Below are 16299 nucleotides of genomic sequence, written 5' to 3'. Positions count from 1 at the left end.
CGCAATGAAAAATCTACGTCTCCAATCCATTTGTATCCTTGCCGCGTTTGTTCTGATGTTTTCTGCATGCAGCGACGATGACAGCGACGGGCCGGCTGTTACGCCCGAGCTGACCATCCACGAAGTGAAGGACCTGGACGGTTCGGCCGAGTCCAGGAAAGACAGTGTATTTTTCAGTTTTTCACAAAACAAAGAGGTAAGTGCGACGGAAAACTGGGACCTTAAATTTAAGTCCACCACGATCTCAACCAGCGGTACTGCCCAGGTAGTAGCTTTAACCGACGGCACTTTGTTTGACTCTTATACGACTGCACCCGCAGCAGGGTACACCGCCAACGCCATTGCAGGCAGCGGGTCGTGGTACAACTACACCGCTGAAACTGAGCCCCAGCATGCAATCCTGCCGGTACCGGGCAAGATCATTGTTGTAAAAACAAAAGATGGTAAATATGCGAAAATGGAGATGATCAGCTACTATAAAGGGAATCCAGGTACTAATTCGGAAACTTTCAAGGATCTTACCAGAAGGCCGGCCGGTAAAACATATACTTTCCGGTATGCATTTCAGGCCGACGGGTCCACAAACCTCAAATAGTATTTCCAACCGTAAGGCTTACAGGCTTGTGTGAAAAAAGAGCCAGCAACGTTTCAGGCGTTGCTGGCTCTTTTTACTTATATATTCAAAACCCGAGCGCATTCAGGGTAACCTAGCAGGTATGCCGCTTATTTTTCGAGAATGGTTTTCAGGTTCTTCAGTCCTGCCTCAAAATCCTTCCCGACCATCTTATCCAGATCGATAAAAGGCAGCATAACGTTCATGGGTATAGGCATTGCTCCGGTGAACCCCCAGCGGACCCGGGTCGAGGCCGAGTCGGTTGCTTCTGTGATCATGTACGCATTGCTGGTGCTTTTAAAAGGCTCGATAAACCGTAGTTCCGTATCAATGCGTTTGCCTTCTTCCACATGCTTGATCTCCTGCTCACCTTTGCCTACCTCTTTGTTGCCACGCCAGGTCGTCACAAAGCCGGGCTCTCCGTCAATACCGATATACTCCTTTACGATATTCGGATCACGCTGCATCCATACGCTCCACTGATCCTGATTTTTAAGGGATCTAAGGTACTCAAACACCTTTCCTTTCGGTCTGTGAATGACAATATCCCGCTCTACGGCATAACTTTTCGGCATGATCACGGCTATAATCAGGAACACTGCAATGATCCCCGTGACGACGTAAATGGCTTTTTTCATGTTTTGATGGCTATGAGGTGAATAAATGTACTTGTACTTTACTTCATCAATATCCTCGATCACACCCACCCGCTTCATCCCTGCTTTTTCCAACACCCGTACCGAGGCTGTATTATCGACATTTACATAGGCTGCTACCGTCCTGGCTTTCAGCTGCGTCAATGCAAACCGGATCAGGGCCGATGCGACTTCTGTGGCAATGCCCTTGCCCCAGTGCTCTTCCATGACGCGGTAGCCGATTTCAATATCAAAGCCCGACCAGTCCAGCTTGGCCATGCCAATCAGCTCTCCCGATTGCCGGTCCTCAATCAAGTACCTGCCTAAGTGTGAATCCGGGCCATATTCAATAAGAAAACTTCTCAGCATTTCGTCCGATTCCTTCCGGGAAAGCGCGTAGCCGGTGACAAACTTCATCACTTTTGCATTGTTGCTCAGCCGGTAATACTTATCGCCATCGTCAGAGGTGATTTTATGCAGCGCGAGGCGGTCAGTAATGATGGGTGTCACTGCCATTCCCCATTCTTTTTTTTACAGAAAATACCATTGCCCGATTTTACCGGCAATACGCTGGTCTTGCTACATTGAGCAGGTGAGTCTTTATCAATAAATATAGATTTTCCCCGGTAAAGTTTCATTCATCATCTGTTTAATCTTACAAAATTTTTCAGAAAAGCGCAGTTGCACAGAGATTGAGTACTCTAAAATTGTTTTGTTAACACTCATTAACAAGAAACGAAATTTGGTTTAAACATTCGAATTGTTACATTTGGATTATTGCGGTTTTCTATTGCGATTCCGTTTCAATAGTCCCAGTTAATCTTGAATTCATTATAAAAGTATGAATTTTTAGTGTTCTGATTTTCCATCAGCATCATGATAAAAAAGGCTTTTGTATTGTTTTTTTGCTTTATGCAACTTCTTGCTTTACCCCTCACGGCGGCAAAGCACGGGGCTACATGCAACCTGGAAATTGGGACTTCCGGCTTTTCACCTTTTTCAGTCAGAGCCGCCGACAAAATCCATTCTCCCATAATCGTTGACGACAGTATCTGCACGGAGGAAACGATCGTGCGGGCCGACGAATCTGAATGGAAAGATAACCTGTCGGAATTGCTGGGCTACCGGCATTCCACCTACCGTTTTCTCAGTCTGATTGTACATGCAGCCCCGTCATTTTACTTGTCCGGGGTTACAAAAGCAATACGCGAAAGCCTTATTTTAAGTCCGGCAGGCAAAGGCCTCGTACCTCTTCCCGATTACTACTCATTTCTGCACCGGCTCTGCCCCTTCTGAGCACCGCGCCCTGACGGGCTATTGACTTCAAAACTTTGCTGTTACATAGGCTTGATGCGCACGTACTGCTGCCTAAGTCTGCCCATTCATTATTTCCGATTTGCAATGCACGTCCCTGCGGAGGCATTGCGGCACCCTGTATTTGCTAATTTATAACTACTCATCATGAAAAATTTTCATTGGCCGGTGCTATGCATCCTGGGCCTGCTGTCGTATGGCTGTGCTTCCAAAAAACAAAGTGAAGCCGGCAGCAAAGACAGTATTATGACCATCCCCGTCACCGAGTTGAAGCCGCAGAAAACACAGCTGCATCGTGAATATGTCGGCAATATTCACGCCGTCAGAAATGTAGAAATATACGCCCGAGTTAAAGGTTACCTGGAAGAAGTGTATGTGGACGAAGGAAAGGATGTAAAAAAAGGACAGCTTCTTTTCCGTATTAACAATGAAGAATATGCTACGCAGCTCGCCAAAGCCAAAGCCAATCTTCAAAGCGCCGTAGCCGAGGCTAAAGGTGCTGAGCTGGAACTCCGCAGGATAAAGCTGCTGGCCGATAAAAATGTAATTTCCAAAACAGAGGTTGATGTAGCGGATGCCAAACTTGCTGCTGCCAATGCACGCATTGAAGAGGCCCGCTCCGAGAAATCCAATGCCGCTCTGCAACTGGCGCAAACAGAAATCCGTGCACCCTTCGACGGTGTGATCGACCGCCTTCCCCACAAAATGGGAAGCCTGATCACTGAAGGTACCCTGCTTACAACCTTGTCTGATACAAAAACCGTATTTGCCTATTTCAATGTTTCCGAAAACGAGTACCTGGAATATGTGAAGTCAAGAGGGAAAAACGAGCATGGCAAGGCAGTAGTGCAGTTGGAACTGGCCGATGGTTCGTTCTTCAGGCATAAAGGAACCATCGAAACTATGGAGGGTGCATTCGACGAAGGTACCGGCTCTATCGCATTCCGTGCACGGTTCAGTAATCCTGAAAAACTCCTCAAACACGGTTCCACGGGTACTATCCGGCTCACGAATACGGTAGAAAATGCGATCCTGATTCCTCAGAAGGCAGCTTTTGAAATCCAGGACAAAAACTTCGTGTATGTATTGGGGAAAGATAATAAGATCAAGACACGAAGCTTCGTGCCGCACTCCCGTCTGTCTACTTTCTATGTAGTCAAATCAGGATTACAATCGGGCGAAACCATTGTATATGAGGGCCTGCAGTCGCTGCGGGATGGGGCAACCATCAATCCCAAGACGGTTTCCCTGGACACGGCTGAGGTATCAACCGAAAAAATTGCAATCAGCGCCAGATAAGCGCCCTTCCTTCACCTGAACAGCAGATTATGTTTCAAAAATTCATCGAGCGACCGGTGCTGTCGCTGGTTATCTCCATATTTATAACCCTGCTTGGAATCCTCGCAGTGCTGGAACTGCCCGTTTCCCAGTTTCCTGATATCGTTCCGCCCTCTGTAGTCGTAACTGCCACATATACCGGTGCCAATGCCGAGGTGTGCGTCGATGCGGTGGCCGTACCCCTTGAAAAAGCCATTAATGGCGTACCCGGCATGACTTACATGACCAGCGTGTCCGGCAATGATGGTGTGACAACGATCAATATTTCTTTTAACGTCGGTGTGGATCCCGACCTGGCGGCCGTAAACGTGCAAAACCGCGTGCAAACGGTGATTGATGAACTTCCTGAAGAAGTGATCAAGGCCGGGGTGACCACCGAAAAGGAAGTAAACAGTATGCTCATGTACCTGGATATTATGAGCTCCGACACTGCCGTAGGCGAGGATTTCGTCTACAATTTTGCGGACATCAACATCCTGAAAGAGCTGAAAAGGATTGATGGTGTCGGGCGTGCACAGATCATGGGCAGCAAGGATTACTCTATGCGCGTATGGCTGCAACCCGACCGCATGAACAGTTATAATGTGTCGTCGGATGAAGTAATCCAGGCCATCCGCGATCAGAACGTAGTAGCAGCCCCCGGTAAAACAGGAGTAAGCTCCGGACGTGAAAAGAATGTATTGCAGTACGTTTTGAAGTATACGGGAAAACTATTTGAACCCGCTCAATATGAGAACATCGTACTGCGCTCCAATCCCGATGGCTCTATCCTGAAACTGAAAGATGTAGCCAAGATCGAATTCGGCACGCTTGAATATGATATGGCCTCCAAGTCCAACGGGCGACCATCCGCTTCGATCATGATCAAACAGCGCCCAGGATCCAATGCGCAGGAGGTTATCCAGAATATCAAAAATAAGGTAGCCGAGCTGAAAGCGACCACCTTTCCGCCCGGAATGGACTACTTTGTATCGTATGATGTTTCCCGCTTTCTGGATGCATCCATTCACGAGGTAATCCGCACACTCATTGAGGCTTTTGTGCTGGTAATCCTGATCGTTTACCTGTTTTTGCAGGATTTCCGCTCCACGCTCATCCCGGCCCTAGCCGTACCCGTGGCGCTCGTCGGGACATTTGCATTCATGCAGCTTTTTGGATTTTCCATCAACCTGCTGACGCTTTTCGCGCTCGTACTGGCCATCGGTATTGTGGTGGATAATGCGATTGTGGTCGTGGAGGCTGTCCATGCCAAGATGGCCGAAAAACACCTTGACGCAAAAACCGCCACCATCGAATCCATGAAAGAAATGAGCGGTGCCATCATAGCAATCACCCTGGTGATGTCGGCCGTATTTGTGCCGGTGGCATTCATGTCGGGTCCAGTGGGTATTTTTTACCGGCAATTCTCCATAACCCTCGCCATTTCTATTGTCATATCGGGTATCAATGCATTGACGCTCACGCCTGCTTTATGTGCATTGATGTTGAAAAATACGCATGGGCAACCTGTAAAAAACAATTTGCTCACCAGGTTTTTCAATGGGTTTAATAAAGGGTATGATGGTGTACAAAGTGGCTATCGCAGACTTTTGACCACTATCGTAAGCCGCCGGGTCATTACCATTGGCTTACTGCTGGCCTTCTGTGTGGCTACTTACGGGATCAACACCATTCTGCCCAGCGGGTTTATCCCTACGGAAGACCAGGGAGTGATCAATGTGAATGTTACTACCCCGGTGGCTGCCACCGTGGAAAGAACAGAGGCAGTTCTCGATGAAATCCAGAAAGTTGCCGAAAGCCTTGAACCCGTTGAATCCGTTTCGTCCTTGTCCGGATACAGCCTTCTTACCGAGTCGGCGGGCTCTTCGTACGGTATGGCGATGATCAACCTCAAACCCTGGGACCAGCGAGAGGCTTCTGTTCAGGATATTATTGCGGAAATGGAAGCAAAAACCAGGCACATCAAGGATGCGGAAATCCAGTACTTTCCTCCGCCTACGGTTCCGGGATTCGGTAATTCCAGCGGCTTTGAGCTCAGGGTGCAGGACAGGTCGGGTAATGAAGATTTGCAGAAAACGGCTGAGGTTACCAATCAGTTTGTCAAAGATCTTATGGCGACTCCGGAAATCTCGGCAGCATTCAGCAGCTTCGATGCCAGCTTTCCGCAATATATGATTCACGTGGATAATGATATTGCGGCGAAAAAAGGTGTTTCGGTTGACGTGGCAATGAGTACTCTTCAAACCATGATCGGCAGCTACTATGCTTCCAACTTTATCAGGTTTGGCCAGATGTACAAGGTCATGGTGCAGGCCGATGCGAGTTATCGTAAAAACCCGGAAGACCTTTTAAAGCTGTATGTCAAAAATAACCGGGGTGAAATGGTACCATTTTCCACTTTTATTACGCTGGAAAGGGTATACGGCCCCGAACTGCTCACCCGGTACAACATGTTTACATCCGCCATGATCAATGGCGATGCTGCCCCGGGCTATTCAAGCGGTGATGCCATCAAGGCTGTGGAGCGTGTGGCGGAAGAGAAGCTGCCGCGTGGTTTTACGTACGAATGGTCGGGGATGACGCGTGAAGAAATCCTTTCCGGCAATCAGGCTGTTTTCATTTTCGCGATCTGCCTTGTGTTTGTATACCTGCTGCTTGCGGCCCAGTATGAGAGCTTCCTGCTGCCGCTGCCTGTCATTCTTTCCCTGCCTACCGGCGTCTTTGGTGCATTTCTCGCATTGAAGCTGCTCGGTTTGGAAAACAACATCTATGCACAGGTTTCCCTGGTGATGCTGATTGGTTTATTGGGTAAAAATGCGATCCTGATTGTAGAATATGCCATTATCCGCCAGAAGGAAGGACGGTCCGTTCTTGACGCTGCGCTGGAAGGTGCTACCGAGCGCCTCCGCCCTATCCTGATGACGTCGTTTGCCTTTATCGCCGGGCTTATACCGCTTTGTATTGCATCGGGCGCAGGTGCATTGGGTAACCGGTCTATTGGGACTGCGGCAGCAGGTGGTATGCTCATAGGTACCTTGTTTGGAGTGATTATCATTCCGGGGCTGTATGTACTATTTGCAGGCATGGCTACCCGCGGTAAAACGCGCAAGCCGGCACCTGTCAAAGAAGAAGCAGTCCTTGAATAATCTCATGCAGGCTGCCTGGTCAGCCTGCACTTTTACCTTGATTTTACACGAATGAAAACATATAAAAAATTCTATTGGCTGATCAGTGCGGGGCTGATTGCCATAGTATCAGGCTGTAAGCTTACAAAGCCCGTACAGCAACAAGCCCGTCTGAAAACCCCCGAAACATTTACAGGCCAGACAGACACTGCGAGTATTGCAGATATTCCCTGGAAAACGTTTTTTAAAGACGTGCGCCTGGTAGCATTGATAGACACGGCCCTTCACCACAACCTGGATTTAAAAATCGCAGCCCAACGTATAGAGATGGCACGTTCAGGCGTGTGGGCGGCTCATGGTGCAATGTTACCCGTGGTAGGTGCTGACATTTCCGGTGGCGGCAGGAAGTTCGGGGATTATACGATGGACGGGGTAGGAAATTACGACACCAATTTTTCGGAAAACTTGGATAATGACCGGCGCCTTCCCGCTCCATTCCTGCCCGACTATTTTGTAGGGCTCAGAAGTGGCTGGGAAGTGGATATATGGGGAAAACTAAAAACCCAGAAACGTGCTGCTTATAACAGGCTGCTCAGCACCGAAAAGGGACGTCAGGCGGTGATTACAGGACTTGTGGCCGAGATTGCCAACAGCTATTATGAGCTGACTGCATTGGATTCCGAACTTGAAATTATTCACCGGAACCTGGCTTTGCAGGACTCTGCCTCTCAAACCGTAAGAATACAGAAAGAGGCCGGGCGGGCTACGGAGCTGGCTGTTCGCCAGTTTGATGCTCAGCTGCTTAATACCCGAAGCATGGAAGTAGAGATACACCAGAAGATCATTGAAAATGAAAACAGGCTTAACTTAATGCTGGGGCGTTTTCCACAGGCTGTTGAAAGAACACCTATTCAAAACCTTGTTCTTCCGGATGGTATTCAGGCCGGGTTCCCGGCAGCGATGCTGCGAAGAAGACCTGATGTACAGGAAGCCCAGTGGAATCTGCAGGCAGCTTACTCGGAACAACAGGCAGCCCGCCTTGCTTTTCTTCCCTCGCTCAATATTACCGCGTTTATTGGTCTCAATGCATTTAAAAGCAATTTGTTGTTTAATCCGGGCTCTGTCGCGTACAGTGCACTGGGTGGTCTAACCGCTCCGCTGGTCAATCGAAGAGCATTGAAAGCAGGACAAAAACGTGCAGAAGCAGCCAGCCTGGAAGCATATTATGGTTATAATAAAACCGTATTGAATGCATTTCAGGAAATAAGTACCGGACTGAAAAAGCTGGAAAACAGCAGAAAGATCGGCAATTTTAAAACACAGGAAGTAGCCGTACTGCAGGGAGCCGTTTCGGTTTCCCGGGACCTTTTTATAGGAGGATATGCCAATTACCTGGAAGTAATTACCGCACAGCGCAGTGTTCTGGATGCAGAGCTGACCCTCACCAATGCCCGCCGCGATCAGTTTCTGGCATTGATCGAACTCTACCGTTCGCTGGGTGGTGGCTGGGAATAATTTGGTTACAGATGATTGTAAATCAGGTGCTTCATTAATCTTTCATGAAGCGCCTGATGGCTTCATCGTCCAGCGAGCCATAGTAAATGTGATCGTTAATGATAATAGTGGGAGTAGCATTGAGTCCCAATGCACGAAGCTTATTCATATTGTCTGTTATAGCTGATTTCACCTCACCGGATTTCAGACACAACAAGCAATCATCATTCAACCCCCATTGCCGGGAGCGTTCTATAAGATCCAGACTATCTGCAATGGCACTGTCATATAACAGATCATAGGTTTGCCAAAACTTGTTTTGTTTTGCTGCACATGTTGCAAGCAGTACCGGCAGAGTAACCGATGACGACAATAAGATAGTATTAAATCGAAATGAGTCTCTATAGCGTTCATATAGCATTTTGAAATCCGGTGCTTTGCGACGACAAACAGCACAATTAAAATTAGAAACTATTGTGATCGTATTTTTGCTGTTTACATTACCCCGGGTGTAAACTTGAATACCCCTTAAATCAACCTTCGGACTGACAGGTTTTTTCAGCAGAAACTTTACACCATGTTTATCCCTCAATGCTCCGAGAAACTGAATTTTTAAATGCTTTTCATAACTGTTTTTCAGTATTCTCTTGCCTTCGGTACTATGCAGCGGAAGTAGCACGAATGGATTTGCTTCATCCACTACACCAGCTTGTAATGAATTGTCTGCTATGTACTGTTTTAGAGTAGTTGTTTCTGCGAGCTTCCTTGTTTCGGCCGCTAGAAGGGAATCTACTGAAATGTTTCGCGCTTGGGCTTCAAGCTGAAGTAACTTCATATTAATAATTTCGTCAGCCGCGATTGCACGCGTTTCGTAAATAGCTGAGAGATATTCATGCAATGAATTACCTACCAGATTATCAACTTCATCAAGATAAACTTTCTGCCCACCTGCTTCTGCAACAATCTCTGCCGACCTTTTACAGCTTAGAAAAAATAGCTGAAATATTAAAACAAAGTTTATACAGGTACGCTTCATAATGGTATTTCAAGTATAATGCTATCGTACCCGTCTGATATTAAAAGTCGTATTACCTGGATCATTAGTCCTGTCCACGCCAAAACCTTGTACGTAACTTGCGTTTGTCACCGCATTGGTATTCCAGTCAACGGAATATAGTTGATTGGCATTATTGTTATTTTCATCATCTGTTTTCAATGTGCCGCTGCCACCTGCGATGACCGGAGCGGAGAATGTTCCAAAAACACCATAGCTGAAACCAAGATCCGGAAATTGCGCATCCTGGTTTGGCCCCGGCGTGGTATTTCCTGATATCGCCCAAAATTGCAAGTTTGTCCCTTTGCTGTTAATAAAGCTTGGACTCAAATCCCCCTCAGCCAAGGCATTCTTATTATTCTTGTCCTCATTGTCCATGTATACATTCCATACTCTTGGCTCCATGTAGAGGCTCTTATTATTTCCAAATCTCACCAACAGGTACTCGGTAGGCTTATTCAAAATCATAAATCTAAATACGCCGCCATATACGACACATAGTGTATGCCAGCTGTTACCATTCTGATCAACGGTCCAGGCACCTGTCCAGCCAGACCTTGAAGAACTTCCACCATCCTGATTATCCATAAAGAACTTAACCTTTTCTGTACCCGCAGGACAAGCGTCAACTGCCGGTATCACACCTACGGGGTATCCTTCAGACAAATTTCTGGTGACTTTATACCGGGTCTCAAAATTTTTCTGGTAAGCTTGTAATCGAGTTCGTACCTCGTTGATGACCTCGGCCGTAGCAAAGGTTTCAACCTCCTCATTACCGCCAACCTCTATTTTCTCCTGGCCGGCTACATACTCGGTTTCAATTTTACCGACTGCCTGGCTTATCAAACCAGTTTCCGGCGCCAGTACATCTTTTTGACAGCTCAGTACTGCAAGTATTATACAGGCCTGGACAAAACGAGTGGGGAAGACACTGCTAATCCCAAGAAAGTGCGTCATCATGTAGAAATAAATTAGTCAGTCCGATGACACAAAGAGACCTATTCCTGCATTCATCACAAAAAAATAACAGTTGTACTATACCCCTGAGGAGGTTGTATTTTACAACTTGGCTGTGGACTTGAATTATCATATTTTGCAGGCTAATACCCGCACACTTAACCGTATATAGCTGTATGTCAGGATTCAATGAAAAAATCAGGGCAATTAGAATGATGAAAGGAATCAAACAGATCGAGATTGCCCAGCTGCTGAATGTAAGACAACAATCCGTGAGTAAAATTGAGAATGGACAGATACAAATAGGTATTGATACAGCAGAGAGGATAGCCAATTATCTTGGCTTTGCCACATCATCCGAGTTGGAGACATTCTATGAAAAATACATAGACAAAAAAAGCAATGATCAGGAATGACTTTCAAACAGGCATCAATCACCTTCTGCTCATTCGTCTCCGGCGCCTGATCAATAGTGTGCTACCTATCTTAGCCTTTTTTAGATATTGGCATACTGTTCTCACCATTCATTTTCTGCTTAATAAAAATTCACACTATGCCATCAAAGCCACAAATAAGCCTTTTTGTGTGCCTCATTTTATTATTAGCAGCTTTGTTCATTATACGGGTCCCGGGTACTAAAAAGAGTTGTGTATCGACCGATGCGCGGAATGTAAAAAATCATATCAGGTTGAATATCTTATTTCATAACCTGCGACAGGAATGTATGTCCAATAATTACGATCAGGCCGGCAGTACTATGCTGGATATCCGGCAGGAATGGTCCTACATTGATCTGAATATGCACAAAGATGCGGCATACTTTCCCTCAGACAGCATTAAGACGCTTGACTCCCTGGTAGCACAATTATTCGTAAGGCAGCGGGATGCCGCACTGATGCGTTTGGTTTTAAAAGAAATAAAACGCGTAAACGAGAAACTGGATCAGGTAAATGAATAAAAAAAGGCCGCTTCTTCCGAAGCGGCCTTTGATAATGAACCTTGTCTTACTTTTTCTTGGCACCTGCCAGGCTTGGCTCTTTGGCGACTATGATGTAGTCAACCAGCATACGGCCTGTTTCTGTAAGGTAGATATCCTGTTTCTTCTTCACCTCTTTCGGCGTTTGCGAAGCAGTTGTTTCTTCCTCATCGTCTTCGCCGGTCACATTGTCTTCACCAATCTGCTTCATGGCAGCTCTTTTCTTTTCTGCCTCATCCCGCTCTGCTTTCCGCTTCGATTCCTGTAACGAAACAACCTTGTTTTCTCTGGCTTCCTTAAATTCAGCCAGGGTTTTAACCAGTGTTTTCAGTTCTCCGTCAGTTTTCAGACGCTGGCTGTACTTATCTTTTACCTGCTCAATAATCTTTGGATTGACTTTGTTGGTCAGCTCGTACTTGGACGATGCAATCTGATCCCAGGGCAAAGCACTTGGCTGAGATCCTTCACCGTACTCATTTACCTTGAATGCAGTAGGAAGTTCCAGATCCGGCACAACACCTTTCAGCTGCGTACTGCTTCCATTAATCCGATAGAATTTCGCAACGGTAAGTTTAACCTGTCCAAGCTGATCCGTTTCTTTCGGCACCCACTGGTTCAGGTCGATCAAAGTCTGAACAGTACCTTTTCCATATGTTTGCTCACCTACGATCAAGCCTCTTTTATAATCCTGAATAGCTGCGGCAAATATCTCAGAAGCCGAAGCGCTGAAACGGTTCACCATGACGGCCATCGGTCCGTCGTAAGCGATGGTAGGATCATTATCAGACTGTACTTCAATCTCGCCCTGGCCCTCTTTTACCTGAACCACCGGACCGCGGTTGATAAACAATCCTGTCAATGATACCGCCTCGGTCAGTGACCCGCCTCCATTATTACGAAGGTCAATCACCACTCCGTCCACATTGGCCTGCTGCAACTCGCCGATCAGCTTTTGTACATCGCGGGTAGTGCTCGAAAATTCTTTTTCACGATGCTGTGCACCTTCAAAGTCACGGTAAAACAGGGGAATGTCGATCACCCCGATTTTGTAAGCTTTATTACCCGAATTGATGGATACAATCTCACTTTTTGCACGCTGCTCTTCCAGCTTGATCTTTTCCCTTACCAGCCGGTACTCTTTCGGAGCTGCTCCGGGCAATGCATCGGCCGAGATGACCTGCAAGCGTACCACAGTTGATTTCGGGCCTTTGATCAGCTTTACAGCATCGTCCACAAACCAGCCGACAATGTCAACCATTTTCCCTTCGTCACCCTGTGCAACCGCAACAATCTTGTCCTCTTTTTTAAGCTGTTTTCCTTTAAATGCAGGACCACCTGGAATTACCTCCACGATCTTGATGTAGTTATCCTCTTCCCTCAGAAGTGCTCCGATACCTTCCAGTGACTGACTCATTTCCTGCTTGAAACGGTCTGCGGAGGTAGGCGCCATGTAACTGGTGTGAGGGTCCATGGATTCCGCATAAGCATTCATGAACATCTGGAAAACCTGCTCGGTACGAATGCGGCCCAGCGCACGGTCACGGGTTTTGTAGCGGTCACGCAGCGTACTGATGACGGCTGTATCCGCTTTACCTGACAATTTCAGGTCCAGCGCCTCGCTTTTCAGGTACTTGCGCCAGGTATCATTAAGCTGGTTCGTATTGGTTGCCCACGCAGCTTTTTCACGGTCTGTATCCATAGACTCGTCTGCTGTAAAGTCAAATGGCTTGGGCTCTTTCAACAACGTCTGGATATACTCACTGCGCTCTTTGTAGCGCTTTCTGAATACATTGTACATCTGAAAGGGAACATCCAGCTCCTGGTTCAGCAGGTAGTCGTCAAAAGAATTTTTGTACTGGTCAAAATCCTTGATATCCGAGCTGAGATAGTACAGCTTGCCATGATCTATGGCATCAATGTACTTATCAAAGATCGCTGCCGAGAGCGAATCATTGAGTTTTGTCTTTCTGTAATGGTAGCCTGATAAAATACGCGTAGTCAATCCCTCAGCTTTGAACTGAGCCGGTATTGGCTTGATATCCTCATCCATTGAAACCTCCACGGCAGGGCGAAGCGCTGCTTGTTCGTGAACAGGGCCGCGCTGCCATCCAAGCAAAACAACCGGTATAAGAGTGATTAGGTACTTTTTCATTAGCTGAACGTTGCTATTTAACGATTTCTAATAGTTCGACCTCAAAAACCAAGGCTGAATAAGCGGGGATCTGAGGTCCTGCTGCCCGCTCGCCGTACGCCAGCTGATAAGGAATAAACAACTTCCATTTGGAACCTACCGGCATCAGCTGCAATGCTTCGGTCCATCCTTTAATCACACCATTCACAGGAAATTCCACCGGCTCTCCGCGATCTACCGAACTGTCAAAAACCGTTCCATTGGTAAGTGTTCCGTGGTAATGTGTTTTTACTTTATCCGTGGCAGCCGGTTTGGGGCCGTCACCGGTTTTGATTACCTGGTACTGCAGTCCGCTTTCGGTAGTCACCACACCAGGCTTCGTCTTATTTTCTTCCAAAAACTTTTCACCTTCTACCCGTACTACGGCACCTTTTTCCTCCATCATTTTCTGGAAATATCCTGCAATGAAACGGTTGGCATCCTCAGGGTTAAAAGCTGTCTTCTGCCCTTTAAGCGCCGCTGTAATGGTTTGGGTAAGCACATCGGTATTGATATCTGTAATTCCCTGAGAAGTTAACGAATTGGAAAAACTAACGCCGATTGCAGCACACAGGGAGTCAGCCTGGGTTTTGAGAACTGCCGGTCCCTGAGCAGTTTTAGTTGCTGAGCTTGTAGCGGTTTTTTTCACCGGAGTAGCTGGCTTCACTGTTTTTTTCGTAGTTTGAGCAATGCTTTGTCCTGATAGTGCTGCGATGAATAAAGCTGCAAAAATTGTTTTTCCTGATGTGAACATTAGACTGAGATGGTCGGTTAATTGATTCGTTTAACGTAAGTGATATTAACGAATTCAATTACAACAAAAACACAATTACTACCTAAAAAAGTTTTAGAAATGTTTGTCTGAATGCATGAACGGTAGTATGGAGTGGACGAAAACCAGCGGGTACGTCACCTTGGAAAAATCTAATTTTCAGCTGTATGTTTTAATTAATTTATACTTCAATAACCAAAATAAAGCCCTACCTTTGCGGCAGTTTTCGAAAAACTTACTACTATACTCTAAATAAGTTAATTATACTATGGTATCTGTCAGACCGGATGAAGTTTCGGCCATCCTGCGCGAACAACTTGCAGGCGCTCGATCAGAAGCAGAACTTGAAGAAGTAGGAACAGTCCTTCAGGTAGGTGACGGTGTCGCCCGTATTTACGGTCTTTCACAAGTACAGGCGGGTGAGCTGCTTGTGTTTGAAAACGGCCTTAAAGCACTCGCGTTGAACCTTGAAGAGGATAACGTCGGCGCCGTTTTGCTTGGGGACTTCAGTGATATTAAAGAAGGTGCAACTGTAAAACGCACCAAGGAAATCGCCTCTGTTAAAGTGGGTGACGGAATTATCGGTCGTGTTGTAAACACACTGGCTGAGCCGATCGACGGTAATGGTCCCCTTACAGGTGATCTTTATGAAATGCCGATCGAGCGTAAGGCACCCGGTGTGATTTTCCGCCAGCCTGTTACCGAGCCTCTTCAGACAGGTATCAAGGCGATTGATGCAATGATCCCTATCGGCCGTGGCCAGCGCGAGCTGATCATCGGTGACCGTCAGACAGGTAAAACTGCCGTGGCGATTGATACGATCATCAATCAGAGAGAGTATTTTGAAAAAGGTGAGCCGGTTTTCTGTATTTACGTAGCCTGCGGCCAGAAAGCTTCTACCATCAAGGGAATTGAAGGAACGCTTCGCAAGTACGGTGCCATGGATTACACGGTGATCGTTGCTGCGGGTGCTTCCGATCCTTCTCCAATGCAGTTTTATGCGCCATTTACAGGTGCTGCAATCGGTGAGTACTTCCGTGACACCGGCCGCCCTGCCCTGGTTATTTATGATGACCTTTCAAAACAAGCTGTATCCTACCGCGAAGTTTCCCTGCTGCTCCGCCGCCCGCCGGGTCGTGAGGCTTATCCGGGAGACGTGTTTTACCTGCACAGCCGCTTGCTGGAAAGAGCTGCGAAGGTGATCAATGACGATGCAATTGCTGCAACCATGAACGACCTTCCTCCTTCACTGGTAGGAAAAGTAAAAGGTGGTGGCTCACTGACAGCGCTTCCGATCATCGAGACACAGGCAGGTGACGTTTCGGCTTATATTCCTACGAACGTGATTTCAATCACTGACGGACAAATATTCCTGGAATCCAACCTGTTCAACTCAGGTATCCGTCCTGCTATCAACGTAGGTATTTCGGTATCCCGGGTGGGTGGTAATGCACAGATCAAATCCATGAAAAAGGTTTCAGGTACACTGAAACTGGATCAGGCGCAGTTCCGCGAGCTGGAAGCATTTGCAAAATTCGGATCTGACCTGGATGCTGCTACCAAGCTGGCTATTGACCGGGGTCGCCGCAACCAGGAAGTACTGAAACAGCCACAATATGCTCCTGTACCTGTTGAGATCCAGGTAGCAACGGTTTATGCATCTACCAAAGGATTGCTGGATACTGTGGATGTAAATAAGGTGAAAGAATTTGAAAAAGACTTTAACACCGTCATGGCAGGTCAACACAAGGAAACGCTGGCAGCCCTGCGTGCAGGCAAGCTCGACAACAGCGTAACCGACGTGATTGATAAAGTTGCCCGTGAAGTTGCTTCCAAATACCGTTAATCTGC

The 16299-nt window shown here is 46.9% G+C and carries 13 protein-coding genes; 8 read left to right on the top strand and 5 right to left on the bottom strand.

Annotation, left to right across the window (positions count from 1 at the left end; all coding sequences use genetic code 11):
• Positions 1-4 precede the first annotated feature (4 nt).
• Entirely contained in the window at positions 5-595 is a 591-nt protein-coding gene (locus HWI92_RS22260; RefSeq protein WP_204659412.1) for an HmuY family protein, read from the top strand.
• 128 nt (positions 596-723) lie between these two features.
• On the opposite strand, the gene HWI92_RS22255 is transcribed toward HWI92_RS22260, so the two are convergent.
• Positions 724-1764, bottom strand: coding sequence for a GNAT family N-acetyltransferase (locus tag HWI92_RS22255; protein WP_204659410.1), 1041 nt, complete (start codon positions 1762-1764; stop codon positions 724-726).
• Positions 1765-2160: 396 nt separating this feature from the next.
• Here HWI92_RS22255 and HWI92_RS22250 point away from each other — a divergent pair, with 396 nt between their 5' ends.
• From HWI92_RS22250 to HWI92_RS22235, 4 genes are all read left to right on the top strand, one after another.
• Positions 2161-2544 carry a hypothetical protein gene (locus tag HWI92_RS22250; protein WP_229248475.1) on the top strand — a complete coding sequence of 128 codons (384 nt, stop codon included), beginning with the start codon at positions 2161-2163 and terminating at the stop codon, positions 2542-2544.
• 165 nt (positions 2545-2709) lie between these two features.
• Positions 2710-3861: an efflux RND transporter periplasmic adaptor subunit gene (locus HWI92_RS22245; protein WP_204659406.1), complete on the top strand. Its 1152-nt coding sequence runs from the start codon at positions 2710-2712 to the stop codon at positions 3859-3861.
• A gap of 29 nt (positions 3862-3890) precedes the next feature.
• Positions 3891-7046, top strand: a complete 3156-nt coding sequence (locus tag HWI92_RS22240; RefSeq protein ID WP_204659404.1) for an efflux RND transporter permease subunit — start codon at positions 3891-3893, stop codon at positions 7044-7046.
• 51 nt (positions 7047-7097) lie between these two features.
• Positions 7098-8540: an efflux transporter outer membrane subunit gene (locus HWI92_RS22235; RefSeq protein ID WP_204659402.1), complete on the top strand. Its 1443-nt coding sequence runs from the start codon at positions 7098-7100 to the stop codon at positions 8538-8540.
• A gap of 34 nt (positions 8541-8574) precedes the next feature.
• Here HWI92_RS22235 and HWI92_RS22230 read toward each other — a convergent pair whose 3' ends face one another.
• Both HWI92_RS22230 and HWI92_RS22225 read right to left on the bottom strand, forming a co-directional pair.
• Positions 8575-9555: a thioredoxin domain-containing protein gene (locus HWI92_RS22230; protein WP_204659400.1), complete on the bottom strand. Its 981-nt coding sequence runs from the start codon at positions 9553-9555 to the stop codon at positions 8575-8577.
• Positions 9556-9576: 21 nt separating this feature from the next.
• Positions 9577-10533: a hypothetical protein gene (locus HWI92_RS22225; protein WP_204659398.1), complete on the bottom strand. Its 957-nt coding sequence runs from the start codon at positions 10531-10533 to the stop codon at positions 9577-9579.
• Between the two features lie 173 nt (positions 10534-10706).
• Between HWI92_RS22225 and HWI92_RS22220 the strand changes: the two genes are divergently transcribed.
• The gene (locus HWI92_RS22220; RefSeq protein WP_204659396.1) at positions 10707-10946 is read left to right on the top strand and encodes a helix-turn-helix domain-containing protein; all 240 of its coding nucleotides are present in this window, start codon (positions 10707-10709) and stop codon (positions 10944-10946) included.
• A 308-nt stretch (positions 10947-11254) separates the two neighbouring features.
• A complete protein-coding gene (locus tag HWI92_RS22215) occupies positions 11255-11488 on the top strand; it encodes a hypothetical protein (protein WP_204659394.1) in 234 nt (77 codons plus the stop codon).
• 46 nt (positions 11489-11534) lie between these two features.
• Here HWI92_RS22215 and HWI92_RS22210 read toward each other — a convergent pair whose 3' ends face one another.
• Together HWI92_RS22210 and bamJ are read right to left on the bottom strand one after the other, a co-directional pair.
• The gene (locus tag HWI92_RS22210; protein ID WP_204659392.1) at positions 11535-13658 is read right to left on the bottom strand and encodes a carboxy terminal-processing peptidase; all 2124 of its coding nucleotides are present in this window, start codon (positions 13656-13658) and stop codon (positions 11535-11537) included.
• A 13-nt stretch (positions 13659-13671) separates the two neighbouring features.
• Positions 13672-14430 (bottom strand): BamJ family beta-barrel-assembly machinery protein, encoded by a 759-nt coding sequence (bamJ, locus tag HWI92_RS22205; RefSeq protein WP_204659390.1) that lies wholly within the window; start codon positions 14428-14430, stop codon positions 13672-13674.
• 286 nt (positions 14431-14716) lie between these two features.
• On the opposite strand from bamJ, the gene atpA reads away from it, so the two are divergent.
• Positions 14717-16294: a F0F1 ATP synthase subunit alpha gene (atpA, locus tag HWI92_RS22200; RefSeq protein ID WP_204659388.1), complete on the top strand. Its 1578-nt coding sequence runs from the start codon at positions 14717-14719 to the stop codon at positions 16292-16294.
• The last annotated feature ends 5 nt before the right edge of the window (positions 16295-16299 follow it).

This window comes from Dyadobacter sandarakinus (assembly GCF_016894445.1).
GTDB classification, from domain to species: Bacteria; Bacteroidota; Bacteroidia; order Cytophagales; family Spirosomataceae; genus Dyadobacter; species Dyadobacter sandarakinus.
Note: the sequence above shows the minus strand (reverse complement) of the source record. Positions and strands in the feature narration are given on the sequence as shown.

Excerpts from the sequence above, each read along its gene's own strand:
- HWI92_RS22260 (WP_204659412.1), top strand. The coding sequence starts at position 5 with ATGAAAAATCTACGTCTCCAATCCATTTGTATCCTTGCCGCGTTTGTT.
- HWI92_RS22255 (WP_204659410.1), bottom strand. The coding sequence starts at position 1,764 with ATGGCAGTGACACCCATCATTACTGACCGCCTCGCGCTGCATAAAATC.
- HWI92_RS22250 (WP_229248475.1), top strand. The coding sequence starts at position 2,161 with ATGCAACTTCTTGCTTTACCCCTCACGGCGGCAAAGCACGGGGCTACA.
- HWI92_RS22245 (WP_204659406.1), top strand. The coding sequence starts at position 2,710 with ATGAAAAATTTTCATTGGCCGGTGCTATGCATCCTGGGCCTGCTGTCG.
- HWI92_RS22240 (WP_204659404.1), top strand. The coding sequence starts at position 3,891 with ATGTTTCAAAAATTCATCGAGCGACCGGTGCTGTCGCTGGTTATCTCC.
- HWI92_RS22235 (WP_204659402.1), top strand. The coding sequence starts at position 7,098 with ATGAAAACATATAAAAAATTCTATTGGCTGATCAGTGCGGGGCTGATT.
- HWI92_RS22230 (WP_204659400.1), bottom strand. The coding sequence starts at position 9,555 with ATGAAGCGTACCTGTATAAACTTTGTTTTAATATTTCAGCTATTTTTT.
- HWI92_RS22225 (WP_204659398.1), bottom strand. The coding sequence starts at position 10,533 with ATGATGACGCACTTTCTTGGGATTAGCAGTGTCTTCCCCACTCGTTTT.
- HWI92_RS22220 (WP_204659396.1), top strand. The coding sequence starts at position 10,707 with ATGTCAGGATTCAATGAAAAAATCAGGGCAATTAGAATGATGAAAGGA.
- HWI92_RS22215 (WP_204659394.1), top strand. The coding sequence starts at position 11,255 with ATGTCCAATAATTACGATCAGGCCGGCAGTACTATGCTGGATATCCGG.
- HWI92_RS22210 (WP_204659392.1), bottom strand. The coding sequence starts at position 13,658 with ATGAAAAAGTACCTAATCACTCTTATACCGGTTGTTTTGCTTGGATGG.
- bamJ (WP_204659390.1), bottom strand. The coding sequence starts at position 14,430 with ATGTTCACATCAGGAAAAACAATTTTTGCAGCTTTATTCATCGCAGCA.
- atpA (WP_204659388.1), top strand. The coding sequence starts at position 14,717 with ATGGTATCTGTCAGACCGGATGAAGTTTCGGCCATCCTGCGCGAACAA.